The sequence below is a fragment of the Streptomyces sp. LMG1-1-1.1 genome (genome assembly GCF_040815545.1).
Classification (GTDB): Bacteria; Actinomycetota; Actinomycetes; order Streptomycetales; family Streptomycetaceae; genus Streptomyces.
On sequence record NZ_JBFPNH010000098.1, the window covers coordinates 98,437 to 124,391 of the forward strand.

The following is a 25,955-nucleotide window of genomic DNA, read 5'->3' on the forward strand; positions in this document are numbered from 1 at the left end:
CCGATGCGCACCCACCCGGCCACTCCCGCCGAAGTCGACTCCTGGCTGGCCGTCCTTCACCAGCGCGGCCACCTCCACCGCGCCCAATCCGGCCCCGACACCACCTGGATCGTGCAACAAGAGCAGCACGATCGCCCCTGGACCCTGCACCACCCGGTCCTGGCCATGGACTGGATCGAGGAACTCGTCCGCGAAATCCAGCAGCAGGATCCGGAGACGAGCCGATGACCACCGACGACCCGGTGGTGACAACCGCCGGACATCAGCGTGACCCCATGACGGCACCTGGCGGAGCAAGCTATCGCGTACGACGGTCCTACGGCCCGTCGCACGCACTTGCCCCCGCCCAGGAGGGCGGGGGAAGCCCGGCTGGTTCCCGAGCGAGGGCGCTCGGGAACCAGCCGGGCAACCAGCACCAGGGGGCGCCGGTCACCGGGGGAGAAGCAGACGAGCCCGCCGACCGCGAGCAGCCGAGCCCGAGCACGCCCGCCTTCCCCGACCGCAAGCCGCGCCGCCGCAGCCGCAACCCGAGCGAGCGCACCCGCAAGACCACCACCCGCCTCTCCGACACCGAGAAAGCCGAGATCGTCGCCGCCGCCGCGCAGCGCGGCGTCACCGTCGCCCGATTCCTCGCTGCCGCCGGCCTCGCCGCCGCCCGCGGTTCCACCGCCCTGCACACCAACGAACAACTCGACGCGGCCATCGACGAACTCGCCGCCCTGCGTACCGCCCTGGCCCGGATCGGCAACAACATCAACCAGATCGCCTACATCCACAACGCCGGCGGACAGCCCCGCCCCGGCGAACTCGACCACGCACTGAACGTCCTGACCCGGTCGCTCGGCCGCCTCGACGACGCGGCGAACGACCTGGTGAACAGGCGGCTGTGATGGTTCCCGACATCGGACGTGGCTCCCGCACCCACGGACTCCTCGTCTACCTCTACGGCCCCGGCAGGCGCGAGGAGCACACCGACGCACACCTCATCGGCTCCTGGGACGGCTTCGCCCCCGACCCTGGCCGTGACACCGACCCGCAAGTCACCCTCGCCCGCCTCACCGCAGCCCTCGACCTCCGGGTCAAGCAGGCCGGCGACCGCGCGCCCGCCAAGCACGTGTGGCACTGCTCGGTCCGGACCGCCCCCGGCGACCGGCGGCTCTCCGACGAGGAGTGGAACGCCGTCGCCCAGCGCATCGTCCACACCACCGGCATCGCCCCGGACGGTGATCCCGACGGCTGCCGGTGGATCGCCGTCCGCCACGCAGAAGACCACATCCACATCGTCGCCACCCTGGTCCGTGGCGACCTGCGCAATCCCCGCCTCAACTACGACTTCAACAAGGCCCAGGCCGTCTGCCGGCGCATCGAGGAGGAGATGGGCCTGCGCCGCCTCAACGCCGGCGACGGCACCGCAGCGAAGAACCCCACCAGCGCCGAGAAATTCAAGGCCGAACGCACCGGCCGCCCCGAGACCTCCCGCGAGACGCTCCGCGAAGCCGTCCGCCAGGCCGTCGCGGGAGCGAACGACGAGAAGGAGTTCTTCACCCGGCTCCGCGAAGCGGGCCTACGCGTGAAAGTGCGCCACGCCCCGTCCGGCGACGCGCTCGGCTACAACGTGGCCCTGCCCGGCGACCGCAACCGCCACGGTGAACCGGTCTGGTACCCAGGCTCCAAGCTGGCCCCCGACCTGTCGCTTCCGAAGATCCGCCTCCGCCTTGCCGACGGTACCGCCGAGCGGACAACGCCTTCAGCCGCCGACGGCCGGGCGGACTGGTCCCCGCCCGCCCGAGAACGACGCAGCGCCACAGGGATCGCCGAGCGTGCCGCCGTCCTCCTCGACAGCGACGACGACGAAGCCGCCGCCCAGCTCGTCGGCGTCGGCGAACTCCTGGACGCGGTCGTCCAGACCTCCCCGGCCGGCACACGCGCCGAGCTGGCCGCCGCCGCCCGAGCCTTCGAGCGGGCGACTCGCAGCCACGTCCGAGCAGAGCGCGCCGACACTCGGGCGCTCCGCTCGGCCGCCCGGGGCATCGTCCAGGCCGGCAGCGCGCTCGGCCGGGGCGAGGACGGCGGCACCACCGCCATGCTCCTCTCCACCCTCGTCCTGGTCACCCTCGCCGCCGCCCGATGGCACTCCGCCCGCAGTCACGCCCAGCAGGCCCAGGCCTCCCGACAAGCCGCCGAGCACCTGCGAACCGCCTACCGACAGGCCGTCGCCACCCCGATGCGAGTGCTGCACGACCAAGGCCGTGCCCTCCCCGAAGCCCGACGCCGGACGCACGAGGCCACCCTCCGCGCGGCCCTGCCGGAGCAGGGCGTACAAGCAGATGGCACGCCGACGAAGACCGACGCCCTGGTCGCCACCCTCGCCCAGGCCGAGCAGGCAGGCCACGACCCCGAGGCCCTCTTGCAGCAGGCCATCGACATGCGCGAACTCGACACCGCCGCGGACGTGAACGACGTCCTGGTCTGGCGCCTGCGCCGGATCGCCCAGCTCCCCGCCCACCCGAGCGAAGCCACCCGCCGCCGCCCCCAGACCGGCACCCGCCAGACCAAGACCTCGGCCAACCGCACCAGCGAACGGAACTCACCCACAGTGGCGCCCCGCCCTGCCGTCTCTGACCCGCGCGGCCGCCTACCGCGCCGCTGATCAGCGCGTACGGAAGGCCTGCCACCGACCGACCAGACTCCACGAAATGCCTGGACAGTCGGCTCCGTCGGCTGTTACGGATGAAAACAGGAAGCCCTCGACCGGGAGATGACGCTCGTGCCCAGAACCACCGACCGCACCACGGAGCCGGCACCCGCACTGCCCGTCCTCCCCACTGGCACCGACCCCCTGCTGCAACTCCAGTACGAGACACAGCCGGCCGACGGCCCCGGCGCGACACGCTGCGTCAGTCACCCACACGAACTCACCCTCGCCGGCATCCCCGTGATGTGCTCAGCCTGCCGGGCCCGACGCGACTGGCTGCTCATCAACCACGGCCGCAACGTCTGGATCCGCTGCCGGTGCAGCAACCAGTGGCTCGAACCCGAGATCATCCGCGCCGACTTCGACGCCCTGATCGCCGGCCCGTATGGCACGACCTACCCCACCGTCGAGCAGGGCCTCATCGCGCTCGGCTTCGACGGTGCCTTTACTGGCACCTATCTGGAGCAGGCGAGCGAGGCGATGCCCCATCTCCGTGAAGTTCGCTAGCGGCACACGCAATCCGGCGGAGTGCCCGGGAGCCACTGATCCTGTCTGTTCGTCACCGTAGCCCCTCACCTGGCTGGCCTTCCCAGCAAGTGGACAGGAGAGGTTTCCCTGCCCCAGCTCTGTTGACCTGACACATCCTGCATCCTGGCAACAGCGTGGGAAGAGGTATATCGCCTGTATCCCGATCCCAGCTGGGCAGGAACTCTCGAAGACTCACCAACCGCCTTCGTGGACCCCTTGCTTCCTTCTCGAGGAGCGATCAGGTCCGGGTCACCCTAACGAGCGGCGCAAGCGTTCCGACCAGCGGTGCCAAAGCGCGACACCCGGGTGTTCGGTCGTCACACGTGCTACCTCCTTGGCCGCGCCGTCTGCGCCGTTCTCCTCAGCCCAGCGGAACCAGTCGATGGCCTCTCGGTATGCGCCGCGCTGTTCGTGGGCCCGAGCTCCGGCCAGGATGGCTGCAACGTCGCCAGCCTCGCCGGCTTGCCGCAACCAGGACAGGGCTGCCTGGACATGTTCGGCGCTGCCTGCCTTTAGTTGTGCCCGGGCGACGCTCCGCATGGCCTGGGTGTTGCCAGCCTCTGCGGCCCGCAGCCGCCATTCGAACGAATTGGCGGTGTCCAGCTCCACCAGAGCAAGCATCGCCTCGATCTCCCCGGCCTTAGCAAGGGCGCCATACAACCGTATGGCCTGCCTTCTGAGCTGTTTGCGCTCAGCACGCTTGCTTTGGTCGCTCAGTTCTAGGCAGAGCCGGGCGGCATCCCACCGGGCGGTGTGGTCGCCCAGTTTCTCAGCCTGAAGAAGGTACTGCAGGGCGTCCCTCAGTTGCCCACGCCCCTCATGCTCCACGGCGGCGGCCCGCAGCGTTGCAAGATCCGGCTGCGTTCCCGCGTTCCGTGCGGCAGGGCTCGGATCGGTCAGTGCTGCGGTCTTTGGAGCGGCAGCCTTCGACTCTTTGCGCGTTGAGTTCCTTGGCGCGGCAGGGAGCGAAGTTACCCGTTCTATGGCCTCTTTCGGGAGAGGGCCGGCGGGTGCGGGCCTTGACGCAGTGGAGTCTCTTGGACCGGTCTTGGCCAGCACTGTACGGAGGCGTTCTACTTCGAGTGGCGCCTTGGGGTCCCCCTTCTCAGCGGCACGCTGGTACCAACTGAGGGCCTCTTGCTCTCTCGCCGTTTGCTCTAGGACCTCCGCCGCCTCGATCATGGCAGCCAGGAGCCCCTTGTCGGCGGCTGCGAGGAACTGGGATAGCGCCTCGGTCAAGCGGCCCTCTCCTCGATGCCAACGCCCCACCCAGTGCTGCGCTGTGGAGTTGTTCGCGGCCGCCGCTCGGCGGTACCAGTCGAGCGCCTGGGCCTGCTGGTTCGGGTCTTTGGCCAGCAGCTGGGCAGTCATTACCATGGCGTGGGCATGACCAGCCTTGGAGGCCTGCTCGTACCAGGCGAGGGCCTCCTGTTCCCGTTTTGCCCCCTGGTGCCAACTCGCCAGTGTCAGCATGGAGTTCACGTGGCCCTTGCGTGCCGCGGCTTCGTGATTGCGCATCAGTGCACCCTCAGTGTCGGGCGCCTGGGGTCGGATCAACGCGGTGAGACGGGCCACTGCCTGCGAGGCATCTTTATAGTCCTGCGCTGCGGCCCTCTCGTACCATTCGAGGGCGTCCGTCAGTTTCCCCGGCTCCAGCTCCAACAGTTCGCCCAGCCGCATTGCGGAGTGGAGGTCTCCGGCCTCGGCCGCCTTTCGATACAGGGCCGCAATCTGGTTTCGTTGCTCGGGGAAGTACTGCTCGATCAGCTGTGCCGCCTCTCGGGCGCTGTTCGGATTACCGGCCTTGGCCGAGCGTCGGTACCAGTGCAGGGCCTGCTGCACGTCACGGACAGCAAGGTAGGCGTGGGCCAGGCGGCGCATCGCCTTGGAATTCCCTGCCGCAGCAGCGGCCCGGTATTTGGAGCCGGGCTCACACGCAGGCGCCCCGTCATCAACGGCCTCCCGCGTAGGCGCAGTCGAGGGCTTCACCGGTACTGCCGTCAACGGTGCGGTCTGCGAGGCTTGGTGCGCTGGCTTGGCGGTGCTCGCTGACTGGGTGGTTGCCTCGTGGATCGATGGTCCTGGCGATGCGGGCCGGGAAACGCGCTCATGGGTTGATCGGAAAGCCATCGATGTGGGAGTGATGGCTGCGGCCCGCCCGGCAACCGGGCGGGTCAGTGGTTCCTGCTCGGAGCGCCGATACCGCATCGGCTTCGCGAGGTCGACTGCGAGGTCTGATAGCCCAGCGATTGCGCGTCGAAGCCCAGGCGGCAGCCACTCCTGCTCCTTCGGTGACACGCTTGGTGGCAGCAGCCGGGCGAGCTCTTCGGGTCTGGGCCGGTTCTGCGGCGTCGGTTCCAGGCAGGGGAGGACGACCTTCTTCACAGCGGGCGGCAGGCCGTCCAGCTCGCGGCGCCCGTGCAGGATGTTCGCCCCGATCTGGGCCGCTGAACCGGGCCCGAATGGGTGCCGGTTCAGCGCAGCGTAAGCCAGCACCAAGCCTAGGCCGAAGATGTCGCTCGCCGGCCCCACCCGCTCGTCCCGCAGCTGTTCGGGTGAGGAGAAGGTGACCGTGCGTGGGGCTGCCCCGGAGCCGGTCAGTGCGATGCCGTCTGAGGGTGAGAGGTTTCGGGCGATGCCGAAGTCGATGACGTATGGTCCGTCGGCAGCCAACACAATGTTCGCGAGCTTTAGGTCACGGTGCACCAGGTCTGCGGCGTGGATGCTGTGCAGGGCGTCGGCCAAACTGGTCGCCAGGATCCGCCACGTCTGCGGCGGCAGCGGCGCCCCGCAGCGGTCGAGCGCCTCCGCAAGGTCGACCCCGCGGATATAACGCGTGGCGAGCCAGGGCTCGGCAGCTCCCGTGTCGGCGTCCACCACTTGTGCGGTGTGCGCGCTGTCGACCGCGCGGGCCGCCTCTACTTCCCTGGCGAACCGGCTGCGGAATCGCTCTGGGTGCGCCGTTAGGTGCTCGGGCCGAATCGTCTTGAGCGCCACCCCACGGCCGAACTCGCTGCGGGCGAAGTAGACGCTGCCCCAGCCACCCCGGCCCAGGAGGGCGAACAGCCGATACGGTCCGATCGTCTCAGGGTCGTCCTCGCTCAGCGGCTCCAACTCGCCTCCTTCACCTATCTACCAGCCACCACCACATCCCGCCTGACACGCCTCACGATCAACTCGCCAGTCGCATGAGGGTTCCGAATGTATGAGCCGCGCCGCTACGTGGGTGCAATGGGCGTACGCGGTTGGACGACTCCCCGACGCGCTCAGTCCGTTCTGGTTAGTTCGTCGTCTTCCTGTGCACGCCTGGGAAGTCTTGCCCGCACCCCCTCGTTGCGTTCCCCCGGCCAGCGCTGGCCACTCCGGCGGAGGACGACCCCAGGAATAAGTTCGATCTCATCGTCTGGGCCAAACCCCCGGAACAAGCGCTCCCCCGCCACGCCTGCCGATCGCACATCATGATGCGGTAGGGACTGCCATGCCGTGGGCTCCTGCCCGGGCCGCAGGGTACGGATCCGGCTGCGCGCGGTGCTGGTGTCCATGATCTTGAGGGTGCCATGACGCGAGACGATGACCAGATGGCTCCGGCTGATCCTTCCCCGGCGCTCGTCGGAGAGATGGCGTTTCTCGATTTGTGCAAGGTGGCGGCGCCCGAGGACGGACTCCCGGCTGTCGTCTTCCGTGAGGTTCTCCCAGGCTCGACAGACGCCGTCGACCATGATTTTGAGCTGTACCCGGGGGCGGCGGGGACCGAGGTCGGTCAGTAGCGTCCCGTGGGACCGGCAGACCACCTTGCCTGCTCGGATTGCCGGACTGGGGTTGCAGGGCGTTTGCGGACAGCGCCAGGACCGCTCCAGGATCTCCGAGCGAGGGCGGCCTCGAAAGTCCAACAGGTTTCTCGCCTTAAGGTCGTCCCGCTCACTTTCCCGGGAGATCTCCCGGTCCGCGAACACGCGCATGTCCCGAAGGATCAGCCGGACCGAACCGTCGGCGTTGCGCTGCGGCTTGAGGAAGTGCTCGCGGTCGCCCTGGATCCACGGATGTACTCCCCGGTGCCCCCGGAAATAGTCACTGCTGATGACTCTGGTGCCGAATACCTTCGCATGGTCAAGCAGGTCTGGGTCCGCCTTGGCGATCGCGGCGATCAGACCGCGGTCTCGCCACTCCCGCAGAAGTGCGCCCTCGGCGGGGTCTGGAAAGTCGGGGTCGGACCGAAGGTACAGAAGATTGTTGTCAGCGATTGCGTGGACTGTGACGTCCCTGTCCCCGGTCCACTCCTGCAGGGCCGTGAGGACCACCCGTAACCGTTCGAGCGACCTTCGAGTGCCGCAGCCGAGCGCGGTTTCGCGTACCACATTGGAAAGATCGACCAGGTAGTCGGCTCGGGCCGCTTCACCCACTAGGTGACGTTCCATGCGGCGGAACGCCGCCAAGTCGCTCGTCACGCTCTCCCACCCACGTCGCCGGTTCTGTTGTGACAGGACAGGCTACCGGCTACCGGAATCGGGTGCTACGCGCTCCGCCGACTGCGTAATCGCCCTGCTCCTCCGAGGGCCGTTCAGGAAGTGTCTAGGTCCAGTTGAGGGCTCCATCGACCGACTCGCCGCGGATGAGCGTACGCACCTATGCCCGTGTGACAGGGCAGAGCCGCCCCTGCCTGATCGGCGAGGGGCGGCCTTCTGTGGTTCTCGGTTAGACCTCGGCGAGGCGGTTCGAGAGGTCGAGGGCGTCGGTCGCGAACGCGAGGGCGGCGCACAGACCGGCTACTTCGTGGAGGGTCGGGCGGATCAGGCGCGGCCAGTCGTCCGGGGCGGCGGGCCAGGAGGCGAGGTGTACCTCGGTGGTGGCCAGGCCCAGGTGGGCGGTGACGTTCCAGCCGGAGCGAGCGGCGGGCTCCCAGCGGAGGCGAATGCGGCCGAGGGGGAGCTTCGGGGTTCTGGCGGCGAGCCATGTGACGTCGAGCGGGCCGTCGTGCCGGGAGGAGACGCGCTGGATCAGCGCGCCGTGTACACCGTCCGGCATGGGACGTACGGCGAGGCCGTGAAGCGGGAGGGTGCGTGACGAGATGGAAGCCTCCGGAGAGCAGGGAAGGGGTCAGGACCAGGTGAGGGCGTCGCATGCCGACGTGGGGAGATAGTCCTCCTGGCCGTCGTCGGGGATGAACGCCTTGCCGTCCTGGATGACGACCTCGGCTCCCACGTAGTGGGTGAAGGGGAAGTCGGGGTTGACGGCGAGGCGGATCGGCAGGGTGGGATCCAGGTCCTGGAGCTGACGGAGCAGATGGCCGACGGTCATGTACTGGGGCAAGGAAGCCTCCGGGAGCGGTACGGGTGGGCGGGTTGGAGCGTCAGGGAGTGTCGAGACGGAGCAGGTCCCGGAGGATGCTCGGCTTCTGGGCGTGGCCGGCGAAGTGCCGTTTGCGGCACTCGTTGGCGTAGCCCTTGCCGCGCTGCTTCATCTCCCAGCTGCCGCACGAGCAGACGGCTTGGGTGTATGAGCGCCCCGGGCAGTCGGCGTGGAGCGACCTGACGGAGCTGGTGTGCTTGTGGGCCGCCGGGCAGAGGGTGCCGTCGGCGTGGTGGTTGGTGGGTGGGGCATGGAAAGGCACCGTGGATTCCTCGTGTTGGGGAGGGCCCCTGGACGGCTGGGGCGGTGGACGTCAGGGCGCTCGGTCATCATTCGGAGAGGTCGCGCTGCCACTGGCGTCGTTCGGCTCGGCGCGCGGCACGATGACGAAGAGACTTGGTGTGGCGGCCGTACTGACCGGGCAGGTAGTAGCAGGTGCAGCGACGGGCGAAGGCGCACTTACGGCGATACCCGGGACGGGTCGCCAGGAGCATGCGTGCGATCGGAGCCTCCTGCTGGGGCAGCGAGCGGGGACGGGGTCGGTCGGCGAGGAGGGGCAGCCCCCGAGAACAGGTGCCGGTGAGTGGCCGGGCCGCTGGTGCAGCCCGCTCACCGATTCAGCGCGGGGAGTGGGCGACGAGGGCGGCGACGAACCCGGCCACCGCCTCGGCGGGGGTGTTGGTGCCGAACTCCTGGACCCACGCGTCGCCTTCAGCGGGCTGTACCTGGACCCGCCAGACGATGTCGCGTGTCCAGGCGGCGGGGTCCTCGGGGAGCCAGCCGACGTAGGCGCGGCCGTCCGGGCTCGTAGCGTGGACGTTGGCCTCCGGAGTGTCGACGACCGTCCAGTCGAGGGCGTGGAGGAGTTCGAGGACCGGGGTGGCGCAGTGGTCCGAGGAGAGCCAGTGGTGGACTTCCACGGAGGGGCCGACGACGGCCGGCTGGAGGGTGGCGGAGGCGTTCACGGTTGGACGATCCCTTCGTTGACCTGCGGTTTTTCTCGACACCCGTACGTTGACATGGGGCGTGCCGAAGTCCGTAGTCGTTTCCGGAGGTGCCCGTCTGCCGTGGGCGAACTGATTAGGGGCAGACGCCCAGAACGTGGCGGCACGGGAATGGAACGACGGCCGAGGTTGTCGTACTCGAGTTACGGCAGCGGGCCGTACGGGACCGAAGGGGGAGCAGGGATGACGGAGTCGGGCAGACATTGGGACGGGGCCGGGTTGGAGCGCAAGATCCGTGCCGCCGGACGGCCGTGGACCGTGGGTGACATCTCGATGGTTGCCGACGGCCAGTGGGGCGTCGGCGCGCAGTCCGACAGATGGCCGGACGAGGACACGGTGGTGGAGCGCCGGGTCGCGGAAGGCCGGTACATCGAGCTGACGGTGGAGGAGCTGGCCCGTGTGGTGGGGCCCACCGAGGACGCCCACCACGACGAAGACCTTGCCTGACCGTTCAGAGGCGTGGCCCCGGTGAGGGCGCCGACGTCCCGACGACAGCCGCAGGAACAGGCTGGTCGGGCACCTGGCCCGGGGCATGTGAAGCGAGCCCCGAGCGGGCGACAGCGGCCCGGGACAGGTTCGCCGCCGGCCCCCGGTCCGCGGTCGAGGCGGCTTCTCGTGCCTCGACCACACGCCGGACCGCCTGCACATACGCACCGCTCTCCGCGAGCGCGACGCGAAGGTCGGCTGCCGAGCTGGAGAGCCGATCCAGCTCGTAGAAGGCCGGCACATACCCGGGCCGAGTCATGGCGTGCAGACGGTCCTGGTGGACGGACGCCGCGTTGTCGGTGATGGCCAGGGCCGTACGGATGTGCATGGCCGAGCGCAGGAGCGGGTCGTCGCAGGGGCGACGGACCGCGAGGACTTCCAGGACCTCGATGGGTTGGCCCCAGGCTTTCTCGATCATGGAAGTGGCCTGGTCGAGCGCGGTGGTGTCGGGCATGAAGGAACTCCTGTTGTCCGTTGGGGCGGAGGGGGTGTCCGGGAAGGTCCGGGCGGGGGTCAGCGGCTGTGCCGGGGAGTCGACGAAGCGGCCGGCGGCCGGGCTGTGGCTGTGGGCGCGAGGGTGCTCGACCGCTTCTGCGCCGAGGACGTGGTGCGGCTCTGGGCCGCCATCACGCGGAGGTCGGCTGCCGTCCGCGGAGCGCGCGCGGCACGGCGTACGGCCTCGGTGACCGCGGTGCGGCGTACGTCGAGTGGAGTCGGAGAGCGAGAGACCAGGGGACCGGCAGCCGGGCCGACCGGCGTCAGCGTGACCAGCGGCTCCATCTCGCGGTGGATCATGTGCCGTTCGCGGATCACCGGGGCCGAACTGGCCATGGCGGCCGCCGTCGCGGCGATCAGATGGGACGGGGCGCGGGCCGTGAACACCGCCTCCGCCCGTGTACCCCAGCCCCGGGGGCCGGCCCACAGCGTGACGGTCTCGGCGTCCCGTCCGCCGCGAAGGGTGTCGATCTCGACACCTGCCAGCCCGTCGGGAGCGGTGATCTCGATGGTTCCGTACTTGGCTGCCCCTCGGTGCCAGCCGGCATCGAGCAGTGGCTGGACGGCATCGGCCCAGTACAGCGACGGTTCTGCCAGGAAGCGTCCGTTGTTCTCGTACGGGTCGGATTCGGCGTAGTCGCGGGCCAGGGCGGTGGTGAGGCCGGCGACGATCTCGGCCGGGGTGACGTGGTTGAAGGTCGCCGTCCATCGGGGCGTGGCGACTGCCTCCTCGGCTGCGGTGATCCTCCACAGCTCGAAGTCGTCGCCGAACCAGCCGATCCGGATCCGCTGGTCGGGAGAGGTGACGAGGAGCTGGCAGGGGCCGTCGTCGAGGTAGTGGTGCGGCCAGTGGGCCACGGGGGCGAAGCCGGCGTCTCCGGCCCCGTTGGAGCCGGCGAGATACATGGGGCTGACCAGTACCTCTTCGTAGCGGGACGGGTCGGGGAGGGCGGGCATGGTCGAAGCTCCAGGCGCGTGTGGAGGAGGGGAATGCGCCCGCGTGCGCAGCGCGGTGAAGGGCCGGAGCGCACGCGGACGCTGTGGCGATGGCGGGGTGCCGCTGGTTCTCGGCGCCACCCGGATCACCTGACCGTCCCGGGGCCGACGGAGAGGTCGCGGACGCCGGCACCCGCGGTTGAGGCTGAGGAGCATGGCTGAACAGGGCGCTCGGCACGGCGGCGCTCCGGCGCAGCGCCGCCGCGGTCCGGGCGCCGTCCGACCCCAACGGGATGGCGGAGTGGGTCCGCTGGGCCGTCGTGACGGGGGCAGGGGGCGACGGGGTCCACCGCGTGGCCAAGGGGGCGCTCCAGCGCTCGACGGTCGCGTAGACGGGGCCCAGCTCCCGGCCGGCATCGGTCAGCACGTAGGGGTCGCCGTGGCGCGGGCCGGTGCGGGTGACGAGGCCGTCGGCCTGGAGCCGGAGGAGGCGATGCCGGGTAAAGGCGTGGTCCAGGCCGACGCCTTCGGCGATGTGGACGAACCGCATCGGGCCGCTCGCATCGAGGACTTGGATCATGGCGGTGGAGTGCCGCAGCCGCAGACGCTGTACGGCGTCCTCGACACGTTCGGCTTCGGCCATCGTGCCGGGCGGCAGGTAGTTCCGAGACCATTCGGCCAAGGTGCGGTGCACGTGTGTCAGGGACTCGCCGAGGGCGCTGAGCCGGTACGGAGCCCCGTGGCGCTTGTCGGTTCGGGTGACCAGTCCGTCGGCGTGCATGGCGGCCAGTCGCTTGCCGACCAGCTGCTCGCTGACGAAGGGGAGCCTGGCGGCGACATCCCGCACCCGCATGGGACGGCCTTCATAGGCCATGGTCATCACCGACCAGGTGGTCCACTTGGGTCCCATCAGGGAAAACGCGTCCTCGATGCGCTGAGCGTCGAACGAACCGATGGGGAAGAAGGCGAGCTGGTCGGGCGTATCGCGCGGGTTCATTCGGCCGCCTCCATCCGGGCGAGCAGTGAACGGACCAGAGTGGGCAGTCCCCCTGGTTCGCCGCCGGTCCAGATGTGGTCGGCCGCCTCGTCGAGGATGTACGCGGCGTCTTCGAGCAGGCTGCTGGAGATCTCCATGCAGGCGTCGGTGATCCGGGAGGCGGCGAGCAGCGACTGGGAAAGCACGTCGACGTAGTCGCCCGGCGGGAGGCCAGCGGCCTCGGCGGCGGTGCGGATCGCCGCCAGCTCGAGCGCGCTGAAGGCGAAGTCGAACCCGTCTTCCTTCTCGGCGTCCCCGGTCGCGGCGAAGGCCAGGTCCCGAGGTTCCGTGGGGATGCCCACGCGCGTGCTGATCTCGTCGACGGCGGTGGTCAGCTCTGCGAGGGACTCGGTGAGCCAGCCCAGCGCGGAGGCGTAGGAGGCCAGGGTGAACAGACCCGCCGGTGTGGCGGGACGCGGCTCGGAGACCATGAACTCTTCGAGCCGGTCGGTCAGTTCGCCCACCACGTGCGGACCTGCGGACAGCGCGCCCAGTACGGGGTGCAGGTAGGAGTGGCTGGCGACCGTCGGGTACTCGGCGGCGAGGATTCCGGAGACGCTCTGCGCGGCCTCGGTGAGGAGGCCGGCCATATCGGTACGGGACAGTGGGGCACGATCGGTGGTCATCGCTGGGGGACCTTTCGGGAAGGGACGGCCGTGGCGTGAGCCACTGGGGGAGGAGCTGCCAGGGCGGCCGTCGGGCGGCCGGCGGTGAGGGAGGAACGGGACCGGGCGGCTTGGACGCGGGCCTCGTCGGGAGAGGCCGTCTCGGTGATCGGCTGCGGGGCGGTGCGTAGGTGGGCCGTGCGGTAGACCGCGTAGTCCTTCCGGCTTCCGGCGGCGACGAGGTAGACCTCGCGCTTGTGGGTCGAGGTCGGTGGGGCCGGTCGGAACTGGATGACCAGCCGGTAGGCGACGGAGGGGTCGACGTAGACCTTGTGGAAGCCGGCGAGGCGGCCCTTCAACGGCAGGCAGTCGTCACTTCCGTGGACCAGGTTCTGCAGTTCCAGCAGCGCCAAGTCGCGGATCTCATCGGGAAGTTCCCGAAGGTCGGCGATGGCGTCAGGGTGTGCGGCGAAGGCGAAGCGGGCGCGGCTCACAGCGGCCTCCCCTGTACCGGACGCTGGACCGGTCCCGCCGGAGGCGTACGGGGGACGTCGCGGCCCGCCTTCGGCGCCGCGGAGGCACCGGCCGACCGGGCGAGGGCGATACGGGCGATGCGGGCCCGGACGACGGTGCCGTTGTGATCGCTGTACTCCGGCGGCTCGGGCAACGGGCCGCTGCGGTCGTCCAGCCAAGTGCGGGCGGCGCCGATGTAGGCGAAGGCGCCCTCGCGCATCGTGTACGTGCCGGCGTCGTGATTCCACTCTTCGTGGAAGAGGCGGACCGGTTCCTGGGCGGCACTGGAGTCGCGCGTCAGCGTCCACGTCTCGCACGGGTCGGAATCCGAGGTGTGGTTGTCGAGGACCTGGTATCGGGTGCCCGACTCGCGGATCTGCCGTTCGACCCACACCGTGAGGTCGTCGGCGGGCTTCATTAGGCCGTCGCGGAGCTTGGCGATCTTCTCGGGTGGGCAGCCGCGTTCGACCAGCCACGCCTGGGCGAAGGACACCGTGGCGTGGTGGCTCGTCTCCAGGGTGTACGTGAACCGGGTGAGATCCCGGGCGACGGCGATCGCCATCACCTGGGGCGCGCCGGGCACTCCCCAGGTGGCCGAGTGGTCTTGGGCGATGACGAAACTGTGGGAGCCGTTGGGCGTGGTGTGGTGCTGGGACAGCGCCGTCAGGTCACCGGACCAGAACCTCTTCACCGCTTCCTCGGACGCGGCATCAGCGGGAGCGAGTTCGTCGAGATCGAAATCGAAGGCGAAGTCCAAGCGGTCGTTCATGCCGTCACCCCCGACAGCTGAGGGGCGGGAGTGGCGAGCACCCGGTGGTTGGGACGGGTCGGGCTCGTCGTGCACGCGGCGAACGGACCGTCCGGGGCGCGGAGGTGCACCAGCGCCTGATCCAGGTGGTCGCGGTGCCAGGTCGACGGACCGGCCAGGCCGGCCTCGGTGTCGGTGAGCTGCTGCCACGCGAGCCAGAGGGCGTGCAGCCGGGCGACGGCTTCCGGGTGCTCGTGCCACTGCGCGCACCAGGGGCGAGTCGTGCTGATCTCCCGGCCGTACACCGGCAGGAGGAGGTGGTTCACCCAGTTGCTGAGGGCGGCGAGTTCGACGGCGTACGCCTCGCCGTCCAGGGCGATGATGAACACCGAGGTGGGGCCGTCGGCCTTCTCGGGGTCGGCCGCCCCGGCTTCGGCAGCGCCGTCCGTCTGCTGATCGGCAGGGGGTACGGCATCGGGCTCGGAGCCGAGGCGGTCGAGGATGACGCCCTGGCGCCTGACCTCCGCGATGGTCTTGGCGAGGGCGCTGGCGAGGTCGTCGAGGTTTTCATCGGAGACCCGGAACGGCTCAGGGCCGGGGGCGGTCGGGCTGGTGTCGGACATGAGAGCGTGCTCCATCTATGAGACGGCGACATGCCCGAGAGGATGCGGAGAATCCGCGGTTTGGCCCGGCCGGGGAAACCCGGTAGGGAGCCGCTACCCGGCCGCGCAGCCCGGACAGCGCGGGCACGGCGGCGCCAGCAACTGCAGAGCCCGAGTGGCCTGTTGGGGTACGACGCCGTTGCCGAGCGCGGTGAGCTGAGCCGGGCGTCCGAGTCCCGGGGTGGCGGTGACCCAGCCGGAGTCGAGGCCCTGCATCCACTCGACGAAGTCGGCACGGAGCCTGCCGGCCGCGTCCGTGGGCGCCGGCGCGGGGCGGGTGAGCGTCTCCCATCGGGTGATGGCGGCTGCGTACGGTCCCCATCGCAGCTCGACTCCTCGGCTTCCGGGGACGGCTCGGCCCACAGCGGCAGGACCACCGCCGACAGGGGAGGGCGCCACCCCTTGCCGGGGCGGCGGCCCGGGGTGCCCGTGTCGCTGGCCCGGGGCGTGGGCAAGAGCGACGCCGCCGCACTGGGCAGGGTCATGTCCCCATTGCCGTGCCGCTGGTTGGGAGATCCCTTGATCCCGTCCGACGCCTTCGGGGTCGGCAGCAGGAGCCACTCGACCTCGTCGGCCAGGTTCGGACCGTGGCCCCCGCTCTTCCTCTTGGCCGGATGCTGGGAGCCGCCGTTCTTGCCGATGTTGCTGGTCGGCGTCTTGAGCAGGGTCTCCGGCGGGCCAGGCCGTGAGGAAGGTCCGCTCGCGCCGGTGCGGGGCTCCGACGTCGGAGGCGCGAAGCACGAGCCACTTCGCGTCGTACCGGAGGTCGGCCAGGGATCCGAGTACGGCACCGAGTGCCCGCAGAGGAGGCTGACCTGCAGTGTCTCCCAGACACCACGGGCAGGGTTCCACGTCGCCAGGGGAACCGGCGGGGGAGGTGAGGAGGCCGCGCACATTCTCGATCACTACCAAGCAGGGTCGGAGGGCCTCGACCGCACGGGCGACGTGCAGCCACAGCCCCGATCGGGTCTGGGAGTTGAGTCCGGCCCGGCGGCCGGCGACCGAGACGTCTTTGACAGGGGAAGCCGGCCGTCAGGACGCACACCCGGGGGACGGCGGACCAGTCGACGGTCGTGATGTCGCCCAGGTTGGGGACGCCGGGCCAGTGGCGGGCCAGGATGCGCGAGGCGTTCGGATCGACCTCGGCGTGCCAGGCCAGGGTGCCGCCGAGGGCGGACTGCACCCCCAGGTCGAGGCCGCCGTACCCGGAGCAGAGCGAGCCGATCAACGGAGGGCGGGAGGCGGTGGAGGGCATCTCACCGGCCCCGTACGGTCCGGGGCACGACAGCCGTTGCCGTTGCCGTCGCCGGTGCCGCAGGGGCAGCCGGTGCGGCCTTGTGTACGGGGGTGGTGGTCCGGCCGAGGGCGGCCCGGAGCCGTGAGGACGGCGGCGAGACCGCCGTCGAGGCGGCGTGCAGGGAGTCGGCCGCCGCCCGCAGGGCCGTGTCCGCCGTCCCGAGCGCCTCGTCGATCACCCGCCCCGCCGTTTTTCGGGCCTCTCGGCCGTCGGGCAGCTCGTGCAGGTGCTCGGTCTGCTCCAGGAACACGAGCTGCTCCGCGACCTCCCCGAGTGCGGACGCCGCTTCACCGGCAGGCCGTACGGCGGCGGAGAAGCCGGCGACGGACCGCCCAGTGCGGGAGTTGTGGACCCCGTTGACGGTGCGGAAGAGGGCCTCGTCGCCCAGTTCGGTGATCAGTTTGCCGAGTTCGGAGATCTGCTGGGCGACGGCGACGCTGCCGGGAAGACGGTGGGGGTCGCCGGGAACCGGGAGCTTGCCGCGCTGGGCGTCGAAGGCCGAGGCCATGGCACGTATGGCCAGGGCGTCGGAGAGAAGGGGCGTGGTCACGATGAATTCCCGTACGTGAGGAGGAGCGGAGGAAAAGGTGCGTCAGCCGTGGTTGCGCGAGGGCGGGCGTGCGACGGCGGGGGCGGGCCCCGGGCCGAGACGGCCCGGTGGAGACGGAGCGGGGCGCGGCGTGCTGCGGGTGAGGGCCGCGTGCACCCGCGCCGCCGGCGGCCCGCTCGGAGGAGAATCGGTGGATGGCACCCGTGAAGCCAGCCGGCTGTGCGCGGTGTGCCAACGGGCGCGAACCTCGTCGAGCGGGCCGAGCGCGTGCAGGGCGTGGTTGATGAGCCGCCCAGGGGCCAGGACCTTGTCCTCGGCAAGGGCGCGGACCGTGCGGGCGGAGGCGGCTGCGGTGCGCGTGAGGGAGGAACACATCACCCGCTTGCCGAGCCACTCGGCGTCACCGGCTCCCACGCCGTCGCAGATGGCGGCGAACCGGTCTTCTGACAGCGTGCCGTCGGCCAGCAGGCCACGCCGATGGGCCTCCCAGAGCAGGGTGATCCGGTCTATGGGCTCGCCCCGGTGGTGCAGCGCCCCGAGACACCGGTAGAGCTGCCCATGGACCGGGTCGGCGAAGTCGCCCGGACGCAGCCAGTCCACCACCTCGCCCATGGCCCCCGGCCGCTCGACGAGGACGGCCAGAAGGAACTCCTCGTCCTCGGCCACACGATCGGCCTGAGCTGGCGGAAAGGCAGGTGGGTCGAGGGCCCGCGATGTCGCGGGCGCGACAGGGCGCGGTTCGGTGCCCCACCGGCGTGCGAGATCGGTGAGCACCCCCGTCAGGACGTCCGCGTGGTGCAGCGCTCCCTCGACCTCGCCTCGCAGGGCGTCCGCGCGAGCCTCCTGATGAAGGCGGATCGCGTGCTGGGCGACGGTGCGGTGGATCGCCCCCTCCAGCGCCATGCGGCCGTACACCGGAGCGTGCGCCGGACGCGGACAGGCCGAGACCAGCAGATGGGCGTACGACGCGGTCAATCCCCTTACCTGGAGGCCGGTTTCGGCGACCGCGTCGGTCACCCACGACAGCGGCACCGGTCCCTCGCCCTCCACCGCGGGGTGGCCATCGCTTCGGAGCTTGCGCAGCGCGGCGAACAGCGCCTGGTGGACCGGCCGGTAGAAGTGATCCGGCGCGAGCCACTCCAGGTGCGAGAGCTGGCCCGGGTCGAGCAGCACAGCGCCGAGGACCGCCTGCTCGGCCTTCAGCAGCGGGTTCATCGACGACCTCGCGTGCGGGAAGCGGGCGGCTCACTCGGCCGGGCACGCAGATCGGCGACCGCACGGTCCGCAGCGGCCACCGCCTCAGCGAAGCCGTCCAGCACGGTGGCGAACGCGGGATCGGCGACGGGAACCGACCCGGCACCGCCGACCAGCCACCACCGGCCCTCGTGCAGGACGACCGGCGACTGCGCCAGCCGCGCGGAACGCGGCGTGGGCGCGCTCATGCCGACAGCCCGAAGTCGTCGTGGCCGACGGTCTTCGCCAGGGCCCGCTCGGTGATCGCCTTCGTGGCGCGGGCCGAGGCCGGCCCGACCACCTTGGCGGAGGGCTCCTTGTACCAGGGCCGGATGGAGAGCATGGCGATCCGCAGGCCGGTGGCCAGCAGCAGCACCTTGCCCTTGGGCAGGGCGCGGATCGCGTCGGGCGGCAGGATCCGCTCGGTGCGCATGCTCACCGAGGTGGACTTGCCGCTCTCGCTCGTGGAGACCGAGACGGTCTGGACGTCGTGGTCGCCGACCTGTCGGCTGAGGCGGTCGGCGAAGTCGGCGTCGTCGATGCCGGATCCGACGATCTTGACGGTAGCGGCGGACCAGAGGGCGTCCATGCCGGCCTCGCCCCAGCAGCGCTGGCCCTGCCGGTAGGACTGCAGGATCGTCATCGGGATGACGCCCCGGCTGCCCAGGTGGCTGTATAGGTCCGGGAGGTCGCTGATGCGGCAGACGTTGGCGGCCTCGTCGAGGACGCACAGGGCGGGTGGGTCGAGCCGTCCGCCGGATCGCTCGGCGACGATCACGGCCGCGCGCATCACAGCGTCGGCCGCGGCTGCGATGATCGCGCTTGCGCTGCCGCCGCCGTCCTTGCTCAGCAGGTACAGCGTGTCGCGGGAGGTGGCGAAGGCGAGGGGCCTGAACTCGGGGAGGTCCTTGCTCGGGGTGACCCAGGCGGCCACCTCCGGGTCGAGCAGGCAGCTCGCGTACTGGCGCGCGGTTTCGTAGATGCCGTCGCGGGTTTCGGTAGCGCCGGAGACGGTGCCCTGGAGCTGTGCGGCGACCGCGTCGTGGCCGGCGTCGGTGAGCAGATCGACCGGAGTCCGGTCGGCGGGGGAGGCGAGCCAGGCCAGCACGTCGGTGATCGGCCGCCGGTGGCTCGCGGCGGCCAGGAACAGGGCGCCGAGCGTGTTGGACGCGGCGGTGGACCAGAAGTCGGAGCCGCTCGACTCGTCCACGCTCGCCGCGACGAAGTGCCCGGCCAGTCGCTTCGCCCCGGCCAGGTCGCGGGCGTCGGCCAGGATGTCCCACCACATCTCGCGCGGATGATGGGCGATCTGCTGGGGGTCGAGGGTCCAGGCCGTGCCGACCTTGGCACGGGCGTCCACCGTCGCGGTGAACGCGTCATTCGCCGCCTTGTTGGAGGTGAGTAGGACCGGGCCGGGAGCCGCGAGGATCGCGGGGATCGCCAGTCCGGAGGTCTTCCCGCTGCGCGGGGCCATGATCGCGACGATCACGTCCTCCCAGGAGGCGCGGACATCGGCCCGACCCGGGTCAAGAGTGCCGAGCAGGATGCCGCGGTCGGCGGGAGCGACCTCTTTTGCACTCCCGGCCGCTCAGGGACGGCCGCAGGCTCTTCGCCTTGGCAGTGATCTCCTTGTCCAGCAGCGGCGCCAGGTCGCCCTTGCGGGCGAGACCGGTCTTGGCACCGGAGCGCCAGCGCAGCCACAGCACCAGGCCGGTGGTGATCAGGCCCAGGGTGAGCAGGCCGGGTATGACGCGGACGCCGACCAGCAGCGCGGTGGTGCTCAGGGCCGGCCACAGCACCTCGGGGTGCAGCAGGGCGTCGGTGGCGCGGAACGGGGTCCACGGGCCGCTGCCGACAAGGGCGTTGGTGAGGTTGCCGGACAGCCAGGCGAGAGAGCCGAAGGCCATTGCGGCGCCGAGGACGCCGAACAGGAGATAGAGGAGCGCGTCGGAGCCGGTGGTGGTCGACAGCGCACTGGTGCGCGGGGAAGGCATGGGAAGTTCCTTGGGGTACGAGCGGGCGGGGCGGGGCGCGCTCGGCTCTCGTGCAGCTCACGGGCCTACTCCATACGGATCGAACGGAACGCTTCATCGGGAGCGGGGGACGGGGTGTACCGCGGACGGGGGCGGCACGGTGGACGGCGGGGCACTGGTGCCGGTGTTGCTCTCAGCCGCGACGGGGGAGACCTGGCGGGCAGCGGCCAGCCGTCGGGCCTCGGGTTCGACGGCCTCTCCGACGTAGCCGACGGCCAGGGACGGGTCGATCGCGACGCAGTACCCCAGGTCAGCCAGCATGCTCGCGGCAGAGGAGGAGGCGAGCTGCCGGTCCGGGCCGACGAGGTGCGACGCGAGGCTGTAGGAGGCGGGATCGCCCGGGTCGCCGGGGGCGGCGAACCCCCAGGAGCGCAGGATGCGGTGGGCCGATTCGGGCAGGCCGGTCCGGCAGTCGGCCCAGACCAAGTCATCGGCCCAGGGGAAGATTGCGACGTCGGTGCCGTAGGTGTCGACAGGTTGGCCATGGAGGGCCCTTCTGGAGAGCGGAGCGGTGGGGTGCGCGCCGGGACCTCTTCGGCGCCGGGCGGCGACGACGGTTGTCGGGGGCCGGTCTGTGGCGTGGAAGCACGGGCGGCACGGTGGCGGTCTGCGTCCGGATCGCGGGGCGGGAGGCTCTGCGGCGACCGGGCCGGTGCCGAGGACGTCGTCGAGCAATTCCCGGGTCCGCAGGACGTTGACCCTCTCGTGGTACCGGGGGTCGGTCCGCTCGGCAGGGCACGCGGCGATCCCGTCCTCGGCGGCCGCCAGCTGCTCCTGAACGTCCTGGAGCATGACGTGGGCGGCGGCCAGTCGCGTCCAGGTCTCGAAGACCTCTTTGGGCGTTGCGTCCGCGGTGAGACGGGCGATCGTCCCGGGGATGGAGTACGGGTCGGCGGAAGCGCTGGGTAGGTGTCGGACCCGCGGCGGCTTGTCGGAGCCGGGTGCCACGCTGCGGTGGGCGAGCCGGATGTTGTGTTGCATCGTGGCGCCGATGGCCTCGCCGATGCTGGAGTAGAACTCGGGCACGGTTCCTCCGTGAGTTGGTGGTGCTGGCTGGCCAGGCCGGGTGGAGCACGTGGCACACGTGCTCCACCCGCAGGAACGGTCCTGGGTCTGGTGCCGGAAGGCAGAGGCGGCGGAGTCACGGCGTCACCGGCAGGGGCAGGCTGTCGGCGAGGGACGAGAGCCGTTCGCGGGCGGCGGGGCTGCCGGCGGTGACGCCGCACGAGATGCGTACGAGACAGGCCGGCGGATGAAGCGGACGAGGAGAACACTCGATCACCGCAGAGGACCGGAGGCACGCGGCGGGCGCGCAGCCGCACGGGCATCCGTGAACTCGATACCGAAGACCGAGACGACCTCGGCCTTGGCCGCCGCAGGAGACACGGCCAACGCCGCGCTCTGGGAAGCAGACAGAGCCGAGGACCGCATCCGCGTCTCGGCCTGGGATGGGCCGCCGACACGACGCAGCTCGTCCTCCGAGTCGACGAGTTCCGACTGCGCCGAGCTGACGAACTCCGCCGCGAAGCCGAACCGGTCAGCCAGCGCGTACGCCTCGTCGTCGAGGTCGGTGATGTGTTCGCTGGCCGCCTCCAGCGCCTCCCGGACACGTTCCAGGGCCCCGTGCTCGGGGTGAAGGAGCTGGTCGACCGCTTGCCGAAGGTCTACCCCGTTCTCGGCCGACCTGATGCGGTCCGTGATCTGAAGGAGCGCGGCTCCGGCGGCGTAGGGCCCAAGGGGATTCGCCGGAGTACTCATCCGGGCCACGTCCAGGGAAGGAGCGAGATCGACACCGTAACGGGCGGCACGGAGCATCTCAGCCGCGTGGCTGGCGATGGCGATCTGGTCGGCGACCGCGGTGGTGGTGGGAAGTCGGTGGCGCCGGCCGTGCCAGTCCTCGATCTGCCGGAAGCCGGCGTGCTTGAGGATCATCGCGGAAAGATCATCATTGGCGCCCTTCGCCACGACACTGCCGCTGGCCTCGGAGGAGATGGTGATGGGAGGGGCAGGCACAGCAGTCTCCTGGGCACGGGCAGTCGGATGGGGTGCGGTGGGCAGGTGCCCCAGCTCGGCCGCGATGCGGCGGCACTCGGTCTGGAGACGGAAGGCGTCGCGATAGCCCTGGTGCAGGCCGCCGTCCTCACGGGCGAGGGTTGCCACGACGTGCACCTGACGGGGTTGGTTGCGCAGGGCGACCCACCGGCAGGCATCCGGATCGCCCTCCGGGGCGATCCCGACGGCGGACACCAACCGGCGGGCGACGACGGCCCACTGCGCGTCGGCGAGGTCCGGTCGGCGAGGATCGGAACGGACCGAGCAGACCCACGTCGGCCGGACGGGAGCACGGGCCCCGAGCCGCTCGACCGGAGCGTCGAGAGCATGGGCCAGGTAGGGCAGCGAGCCCGGCTCGGCGAGCAGCTCGATCGGCGCCCCGTGACCCTCGCCCGCGATCAGCCGGGCGCTGACGTGGGCACTGCGTTCACCCGGCCCGTACAGGTACGCGAGCAGGCCGGCGGTGTCGCTGGCGCGCTGCAGGTGGGCGATCACGGCGGCAACCTCGAAAGGGAAGGAAGGAACGAGGGTCCGGGAGACCGGGCCAACAGGGAGAGAATCCGCAGGATTCGGGATTTGGCCCGGCCGGGGAACCCTGATAGAAGCCCTGCTCACCCGGCCCCTGGCCTTGGCGGGAGACGAGGAACTGGTGCCCCGCCGCGGCGGGGCACCGGACAGCTAGAAGTAGGGGTTCTCGCTGGGCCGGTCGGCGTCAGAGGCGGCCTGGAGCAGCTCGGTGAGGTCGTCGGGTTCGGAGGAGCGCTGGTCGATCCACCATCCGGCGCGGGTGATGGCGCGAGCGGTCTCCTCGATCTCCTCCCATTGCGCCTCGCTGGTTTCGCCCTCGACGACCAGCGCGGTGTAGGCGGCGGCCAGGATCTGGTGGCGGCAGTGCACACCCCAGGGGACGGCGCGCTGGGTTCCATCCAGCGGAGGCATCCGGTACTGCTGCGACCAGGCTTCGGACTCGGCCTGCTCTTCGGCACGTTTGGCCTTCACCCAGGCGGCCTTGTCCTGCTCGCTGTTCTCCTTGGAAGCGCGCCAGCACTCGCTGCACTCCTGGCTGGCGAGCCACTCGGCGAAGCCCGCGCGGCGGTCGGCCGGCCGATTGGACAGGTCACGGTCGTCCTTGTGGCCGCATGAGTGGTTGATCGGCCAGATGGTCTTCACGGCCATGGGAGTTATTCCTTACGGGAGTTGGGTCAGCGGTTGCGGGTGAACGCGATGCGCGGGTCGACCGGCCGGGCCGCCGAGACGGACGTGGCGGGAGCGGGCATCGGCGCTTTGCCCGGGAGACTGGCGAGGGTCGGGCTGGCGGCGAGCGCAGCGGCCACGGTCGGAGAACTACGGCCAGCGCCCTGGATGCGGTCGAGGGACGAGGCGGGCGCGGGGCGGTGGCGGGCCGCTGCGTCCTGGGCGAGGCGGGGCTGCACCGCGACCTGGACACCGGAACGGTGCAGGGCCAGCGTGGCGTCGGCGACCTTCCCCAGGGCCTCGTCGCGGCTGGTGGTGGCGGGCAGTGTGTAGATGTCCAGGCGGTGATCGTGCCGCCAGCCGTGTTCGACCAGGACGAGTCCGGTGAGTCCGGAGGCGCGGCTGTCGATGGCCGCGACAATGCCGAGCCGCGGATGCTCGGCGAACGCGACATCGGGCTCGGCGTGCGGAGCTCGGGACGGGACGGGCTCTGTGCCAGGTAGGAGGGAGGGGTTGAGCACGGCGTCCGTGTCGACCCGGAAGCCGGCGTTGCGCAGCAGCGCGACGGCCCGGGTGGCGCGGCCCTGCCCGTCACGCTGCTGGTCGGTCAGGGCGTACAGGGTCGGCTCGCCCAGGACGGGGCGGAAGTCGAGCCGCTCCAGCATCCAGGTGCCGGCGGCGAGGTTCTTGGGGTTCGCGGCGATGATGCCGTAGTCGGGGTGGCGGCCGACGGTGACGTCGGCAAGCAGTTCTTCGGCGGAGGTGGGCAACACGGCTGATCTATCCGGTGGCTCGATGACAAGGGAGGTCGAGGGCCGGAACGGTTCTGCTGGTGAGAGTCATGCGGCGTACTCCGAGACGGGAAGAGATCAGCGACCAGGGGTGGTGGAGGGACGTGCGGGTGGAAGCGCGGGACGTGGGGGAGGGGCCGTCGCCAGGCGCGTGCGGACCGTGCGCGGTCCGGCCGACGGCGAGGGTGCGAGAGCAGCGCTCACCCGTGGCTGAGCAGAGGCCGGCAGGGTGGTCCGGTCCATCGGACTTCGGCTCTTGGACGTGAGCAGGGTCGAGTCGCACAGGACGTTGAAGCCCTCGGCCTGCAGCGCGGCGAAAGCCCGGGTCACCGCCCGCCGTTGCTCGGTCAGATCGGTCATGGCCGTGTGTAGCCGGTGGTAGCGCTCCCCGTCGAATGAGACGGCGGCGATGAAACCCCCATGGTGGAGCACGGCGTCGGCGGCGTGCTCCTGTGGGGAGCGCTGCTGCTCGGGGCGTGGTGGCACGCCGAGCTGGTCCAGGCGTGTGTCGACGGCGGCGAGCAGACTCGGGAGGCTGCCGCCGTATCGGGCGTCAGGGCCGCCGGGTTCCGAGTCGTAGATCTCTTCGTACACCGAGGGCCCGGTGTCCCTGTGGCGGATCGCCGTCCAGCTCTCGGGGAACTCGGGGTCCTCGCTGGGTGGTTCCTGCGGCGGCGAGATGATCAGCGAACTGCCGTCGGGGAGGGCGGCGTGGACGATGTAGTCGCTCAAGCCGTACTCGACGGTGACCTCCAGGCCGCGCTGGCGGAGGGGAGCAGTGAGGTGGCCGTACCCGTGATCCTCTTTCGGATCCTCGGACACAGCAGGCGAGGGGGAGGTGCTGGTCCACGCGGTGATGTGTGGTCCCTCTCGCTCGAAGGTGATCAGGGGGTTGTCCTGGTGCATGGGCTTTCTCCGTGGTGGGGTGTTCCAGCGGTCGGCGGCACGGGCTGCGGGCACGTGGTGCCGGGCGGGCGGTGGTCCACGAGGATCTGGCGATCGGAAGGTTTGGTCCCGCCGGGACTCGCTGCTACGGCCGTCAGCGGGAGCGCCCCGGCACCGGTGGGCCGGGTGCCGGTGGCGCCGGGGGAGAAGCGGGCAGGGGCCCGCGCCGGCCGGAGGTGGATCGGGCGAGGGCCACGCGTGTCTGTTCGGTCCGCGAGGACTGTTCGCGGTCCGCTCGGCCGGCCAGGTAGTCGGCGGCCCGTACGAGGGCCGGGCCGCGGATGGACAACTCGTCGGCGTAGTGCCAGCCGTCGGCGTTGCGGTCCTCCTCCGCCTGGCTCTCGTGGAGCTTCCGGGAGCCGGGGAGTGAGGCGTCCATGAGGGCCATGATCTGATCCCACTCGCGCTGGAGCTGTCCCGCCCGTTCCAGGGTGGTGTCGATCCCGGGCAGCCGGCGGAGGTCTTCGCTGACAGGCCCCCCAACGTAGTCGGCACCACGGGCGGTAGCGCGGACGCCGGCCAGGACCTCGGGACCGTGGGCGAGGAAGACCTCCACGTGTTTCCACGCCTCGGCGTCGCGTTTCACCTTGCCGTCCTCGTATCCCTGTTCGTCGACGGGCCAGCCGTCGCCGTCGCAGAAGGAGTCCGAGACCGCGTCCCAGGCGTCGGACGCGTGCCTGATCCCGGCGGCGGCGGAGGCCAGCGCCGGGATGTGCCTCCGCCACGCCAGACGGTCGGTGGCCACCGGCGGCCGATTCTCGGCCAGGCCGGGAGAACTGGGAGAAGCAGACATGATGGATCCTCCG

Annotated in this window: 27 protein-coding genes and 3 pseudogenes; 5 read left to right on the plus strand and 25 right to left on the minus strand. The window is 70.7% G+C overall.

Annotated features, from left to right (window positions below; genetic code table 11):
* The first annotated feature begins 3 nt into the window (after window positions 1-3).
* The 4 genes from MRBLMG1_RS36670 to MRBLMG1_RS36685 all read left to right on the plus strand — a co-directional run bounded on the left by MRBLMG1_RS36670 (window position 4) and on the right by MRBLMG1_RS36685 (window position 3,202).
* On the plus strand, window positions 4-228 hold the full coding sequence (locus tag MRBLMG1_RS36670; RefSeq protein ID WP_367828490.1) for a hypothetical protein: 225 nt from the start codon (window positions 4-6) through the stop codon (window positions 226-228).
* A gap of 47 nt (window positions 229-275) precedes the next feature.
* Entirely contained in the window at window positions 276-890 is a 615-nt protein-coding gene (locus MRBLMG1_RS36675) for a plasmid mobilization protein (RefSeq protein WP_367828491.1), read from the plus strand.
* The gene (locus MRBLMG1_RS36680) at window positions 890-2,650 is read left to right on the plus strand and encodes a relaxase/mobilization nuclease domain-containing protein (RefSeq protein ID WP_367828492.1); all 1,761 of its coding nucleotides are present in this window, start codon (window positions 890-892) and stop codon (window positions 2,648-2,650) included. The genes MRBLMG1_RS36675 and MRBLMG1_RS36680 overlap by 1 nt, the downstream gene beginning before the upstream one ends.
* A 108-nt stretch (window positions 2,651-2,758) precedes the next feature.
* Window positions 2,759-3,202 carry a hypothetical protein gene (locus MRBLMG1_RS36685; RefSeq protein WP_367828493.1) on the plus strand — a complete coding sequence of 148 codons (444 nt, stop codon included), beginning with the start codon at window positions 2,759-2,761 and terminating at the stop codon, window positions 3,200-3,202.
* A 270-nt stretch (window positions 3,203-3,472) separates the two neighbouring features.
* Here the strand turns inward: MRBLMG1_RS36685 and MRBLMG1_RS36690 are convergent, their stop codons facing one another.
* The 6 genes from MRBLMG1_RS36690 to MRBLMG1_RS36715 form a co-directional block, all read right to left on the minus strand.
* The gene (locus MRBLMG1_RS36690) at window positions 3,473-6,337 is read right to left on the minus strand and encodes a serine/threonine-protein kinase (protein ID WP_367828494.1); all 2,865 of its coding nucleotides are present in this window, start codon (window positions 6,335-6,337) and stop codon (window positions 3,473-3,475) included.
* 152 nt (window positions 6,338-6,489) lie between these two features.
* Window positions 6,490-7,668 (minus strand): FHA domain-containing protein, encoded by a 1,179-nt coding sequence (locus MRBLMG1_RS36695; protein ID WP_367828495.1) that lies wholly within the window; start codon window positions 7,666-7,668, stop codon window positions 6,490-6,492.
* A gap of 247 nt (window positions 7,669-7,915) precedes the next feature.
* Window positions 7,916-8,245, minus strand: a complete 330-nt coding sequence (locus tag MRBLMG1_RS36700; protein WP_367828496.1) for an esterase — start codon at window positions 8,243-8,245, stop codon at window positions 7,916-7,918.
* Window positions 8,246-8,317: 72 nt separating this feature from the next.
* The gene (locus MRBLMG1_RS36705) at window positions 8,318-8,530 is read right to left on the minus strand and encodes a hypothetical protein (protein WP_367828497.1); all 213 of its coding nucleotides are present in this window, start codon (window positions 8,528-8,530) and stop codon (window positions 8,318-8,320) included.
* Window positions 8,531-8,570: 40 nt separating this feature from the next.
* Window positions 8,571-8,831, minus strand: coding sequence for a hypothetical protein (locus tag MRBLMG1_RS36710; protein ID WP_367828498.1), 261 nt, complete (start codon window positions 8,829-8,831; stop codon window positions 8,571-8,573).
* 355 nt (window positions 8,832-9,186) lie between these two features.
* Complete coding sequence (locus tag MRBLMG1_RS36715; RefSeq protein ID WP_367828499.1) at window positions 9,187-9,534, minus strand: DUF317 domain-containing protein; 348 nt, start codon at window positions 9,532-9,534, stop codon at window positions 9,187-9,189.
* Between the two features lie 222 nt (window positions 9,535-9,756).
* Here MRBLMG1_RS36715 and MRBLMG1_RS36720 point away from each other — a divergent pair, with 222 nt between their 5' ends.
* Window positions 9,757-10,020 (plus strand): hypothetical protein, encoded by a 264-nt coding sequence (locus MRBLMG1_RS36720; protein WP_367828500.1) that lies wholly within the window; start codon window positions 9,757-9,759, stop codon window positions 10,018-10,020.
* 4 nt (window positions 10,021-10,024) lie between these two features.
* Here MRBLMG1_RS36720 and MRBLMG1_RS36725 read toward each other — a convergent pair whose 3' ends face one another.
* The 19 genes and pseudogenes from MRBLMG1_RS36725 to MRBLMG1_RS36815 all read right to left on the minus strand — a co-directional run bounded on the left by MRBLMG1_RS36725 (window position 10,025) and on the right by MRBLMG1_RS36815 (window position 25,942).
* Window positions 10,025-10,513, minus strand: coding sequence for a hypothetical protein (locus MRBLMG1_RS36725; protein ID WP_367828579.1), 489 nt, complete (start codon window positions 10,511-10,513; stop codon window positions 10,025-10,027).
* Window positions 10,514-10,572: 59 nt separating this feature from the next.
* On the minus strand, window positions 10,573-11,511 hold the full coding sequence (locus tag MRBLMG1_RS36730) for a DUF317 domain-containing protein (protein WP_367828501.1): 939 nt from the start codon (window positions 11,509-11,511) through the stop codon (window positions 10,573-10,575).
* Between the two features lie 640 nt (window positions 11,512-12,151).
* Window positions 12,152-12,487 (minus strand): annotated as a pseudogene (locus MRBLMG1_RS36735) (winged helix-turn-helix transcriptional regulator); the annotation flags it as partial.
* Window positions 12,484-13,152: a hypothetical protein gene (locus MRBLMG1_RS36740; RefSeq protein ID WP_367828502.1), complete on the minus strand. Its 669-nt coding sequence runs from the start codon at window positions 13,150-13,152 to the stop codon at window positions 12,484-12,486. The gene MRBLMG1_RS36740 and the pseudogene MRBLMG1_RS36735, both read right to left, overlap by 4 nt.
* On the minus strand, window positions 13,149-13,625 hold the full coding sequence (locus tag MRBLMG1_RS36745; protein WP_367828503.1) for a hypothetical protein: 477 nt from the start codon (window positions 13,623-13,625) through the stop codon (window positions 13,149-13,151). The genes MRBLMG1_RS36740 and MRBLMG1_RS36745 overlap by 4 nt, the downstream gene beginning before the upstream one ends.
* Window positions 13,622-14,413, minus strand: a complete 792-nt coding sequence (locus MRBLMG1_RS36750) for a glycosyl hydrolase (protein ID WP_367828504.1) — start codon at window positions 14,411-14,413, stop codon at window positions 13,622-13,624. The genes MRBLMG1_RS36745 and MRBLMG1_RS36750 overlap by 4 nt, the downstream gene beginning before the upstream one ends.
* The gene (locus MRBLMG1_RS36755) at window positions 14,410-15,015 is read right to left on the minus strand and encodes a DUF4913 domain-containing protein (RefSeq protein ID WP_367828505.1); all 606 of its coding nucleotides are present in this window, start codon (window positions 15,013-15,015) and stop codon (window positions 14,410-14,412) included. Before MRBLMG1_RS36755 ends, MRBLMG1_RS36750 begins: the two co-directional genes overlap by 4 nt.
* A gap of 93 nt (window positions 15,016-15,108) precedes the next feature.
* Window positions 15,109-16,011, minus strand: a complete 903-nt coding sequence (locus tag MRBLMG1_RS36760) for a DNA cytosine methyltransferase (RefSeq protein ID WP_367828580.1) — start codon at window positions 16,009-16,011, stop codon at window positions 15,109-15,111.
* A gap of 115 nt (window positions 16,012-16,126) precedes the next feature.
* Window positions 16,127-16,309: pseudogene (locus MRBLMG1_RS36765) on the minus strand (DNA methyltransferase); the annotation flags it as partial.
* Window position 16,310: 1 nt separating this feature from the next.
* Window positions 16,311-16,901, minus strand: coding sequence for a hypothetical protein (locus tag MRBLMG1_RS36770; RefSeq protein WP_367828506.1), 591 nt, complete (start codon window positions 16,899-16,901; stop codon window positions 16,311-16,313).
* Window positions 16,902-16,943: 42 nt separating this feature from the next.
* A complete protein-coding gene (locus MRBLMG1_RS36775) occupies window positions 16,944-18,116 on the minus strand; it encodes a DnaB-like helicase N-terminal domain-containing protein (RefSeq protein ID WP_367828507.1) in 1,173 nt (390 codons plus the stop codon).
* Window positions 18,113-18,343 carry a hypothetical protein gene (locus MRBLMG1_RS36780; RefSeq protein WP_367828508.1) on the minus strand — a complete coding sequence of 77 codons (231 nt, stop codon included), beginning with the start codon at window positions 18,341-18,343 and terminating at the stop codon, window positions 18,113-18,115. The genes MRBLMG1_RS36775 and MRBLMG1_RS36780 overlap by 4 nt, the downstream gene beginning before the upstream one ends.
* A pseudogene (locus tag MRBLMG1_RS36785) lies at window positions 18,340-20,128 on the minus strand (type IV secretory system conjugative DNA transfer family protein). The gene MRBLMG1_RS36780 and the pseudogene MRBLMG1_RS36785 overlap by 4 nt, the downstream one beginning before the upstream one ends.
* A 93-nt stretch (window positions 20,129-20,221) precedes the next feature.
* On the minus strand, window positions 20,222-21,193 hold the full coding sequence (locus MRBLMG1_RS36790; protein ID WP_367828509.1) for a hypothetical protein: 972 nt from the start codon (window positions 21,191-21,193) through the stop codon (window positions 20,222-20,224).
* 252 nt (window positions 21,194-21,445) lie between these two features.
* The gene (locus MRBLMG1_RS36795; protein ID WP_367828510.1) at window positions 21,446-22,714 is read right to left on the minus strand and encodes a hypothetical protein; all 1,269 of its coding nucleotides are present in this window, start codon (window positions 22,712-22,714) and stop codon (window positions 21,446-21,448) included.
* 183 nt (window positions 22,715-22,897) lie between these two features.
* Window positions 22,898-23,395 (minus strand): hypothetical protein, encoded by a 498-nt coding sequence (locus MRBLMG1_RS36800; protein ID WP_367828511.1) that lies wholly within the window; start codon window positions 23,393-23,395, stop codon window positions 22,898-22,900.
* A 26-nt stretch (window positions 23,396-23,421) separates the two neighbouring features.
* Window positions 23,422-24,186: a hypothetical protein gene (locus MRBLMG1_RS36805; RefSeq protein ID WP_367828512.1), complete on the minus strand. Its 765-nt coding sequence runs from the start codon at window positions 24,184-24,186 to the stop codon at window positions 23,422-23,424.
* Window positions 24,187-24,282: 96 nt separating this feature from the next.
* Entirely contained in the window at window positions 24,283-25,110 is an 828-nt protein-coding gene (locus MRBLMG1_RS36810; protein ID WP_367828513.1) for a hypothetical protein, read from the minus strand.
* A gap of 133 nt (window positions 25,111-25,243) precedes the next feature.
* Complete coding sequence (locus MRBLMG1_RS36815) at window positions 25,244-25,942, minus strand: hypothetical protein (RefSeq protein WP_367828514.1); 699 nt, start codon at window positions 25,940-25,942, stop codon at window positions 25,244-25,246.
* Between the last annotated feature and the right edge of the window lie 13 nt (window positions 25,943-25,955).

What these genes read in the sequence shown, in the direction of transcription:
- MRBLMG1_RS36730 (WP_367828501.1), bottom strand. Translation starts at nt 11,511, where the DNA reads ATGCCCGCCCTCCCCGACCCGTCCCGCTACGAAGAGGTACTGGTCAGC.
- MRBLMG1_RS36675 (WP_367828491.1), top strand. Translation starts at nt 276, where the DNA reads ATGACGGCACCTGGCGGAGCAAGCTATCGCGTACGACGGTCCTACGGC.
- MRBLMG1_RS36725 (WP_367828579.1), bottom strand. Translation starts at nt 10,513, where the DNA reads ATGCCCGACACCACCGCGCTCGACCAGGCCACTTCCATGATCGAGAAA.
- MRBLMG1_RS36780 (WP_367828508.1), bottom strand. Translation starts at nt 18,343, where the DNA reads ATGAGCGCGCCCACGCCGCGTTCCGCGCGGCTGGCGCAGTCGCCGGTC.
- MRBLMG1_RS36720 (WP_367828500.1), top strand. Translation starts at nt 9,757, where the DNA reads ATGACGGAGTCGGGCAGACATTGGGACGGGGCCGGGTTGGAGCGCAAG.
- MRBLMG1_RS36700 (WP_367828496.1), bottom strand. Translation starts at nt 8,245, where the DNA reads ATGCCGGACGGTGTACACGGCGCGCTGATCCAGCGCGTCTCCTCCCGG.
- MRBLMG1_RS36800 (WP_367828511.1), bottom strand. Translation starts at nt 23,395, where the DNA reads ATGGCCGTGAAGACCATCTGGCCGATCAACCACTCATGCGGCCACAAG.
- MRBLMG1_RS36775 (WP_367828507.1), bottom strand. Translation starts at nt 18,116, where the DNA reads ATGAACCCGCTGCTGAAGGCCGAGCAGGCGGTCCTCGGCGCTGTGCTG.
- MRBLMG1_RS36740 (WP_367828502.1), bottom strand. Translation starts at nt 13,152, where the DNA reads ATGACCACCGATCGTGCCCCACTGTCCCGTACCGATATGGCCGGCCTC.
- MRBLMG1_RS36750 (WP_367828504.1), bottom strand. Translation starts at nt 14,413, where the DNA reads ATGAACGACCGCTTGGACTTCGCCTTCGATTTCGATCTCGACGAACTC.
- MRBLMG1_RS36810 (WP_367828513.1), bottom strand. Translation starts at nt 25,110, where the DNA reads ATGCACCAGGACAACCCCCTGATCACCTTCGAGCGAGAGGGACCACAC.
- MRBLMG1_RS36685 (WP_367828493.1), top strand. Translation starts at nt 2,759, where the DNA reads ATGACGCTCGTGCCCAGAACCACCGACCGCACCACGGAGCCGGCACCC.
- MRBLMG1_RS36815 (WP_367828514.1), bottom strand. Translation starts at nt 25,942, where the DNA reads ATGTCTGCTTCTCCCAGTTCTCCCGGCCTGGCCGAGAATCGGCCGCCG.
- MRBLMG1_RS36680 (WP_367828492.1), top strand. Translation starts at nt 890, where the DNA reads ATGGTTCCCGACATCGGACGTGGCTCCCGCACCCACGGACTCCTCGTC.
- MRBLMG1_RS36755 (WP_367828505.1), bottom strand. Translation starts at nt 15,015, where the DNA reads ATGTCCGACACCAGCCCGACCGCCCCCGGCCCTGAGCCGTTCCGGGTC.
- MRBLMG1_RS36670 (WP_367828490.1), top strand. Translation starts at nt 4, where the DNA reads ATGCGCACCCACCCGGCCACTCCCGCCGAAGTCGACTCCTGGCTGGCC.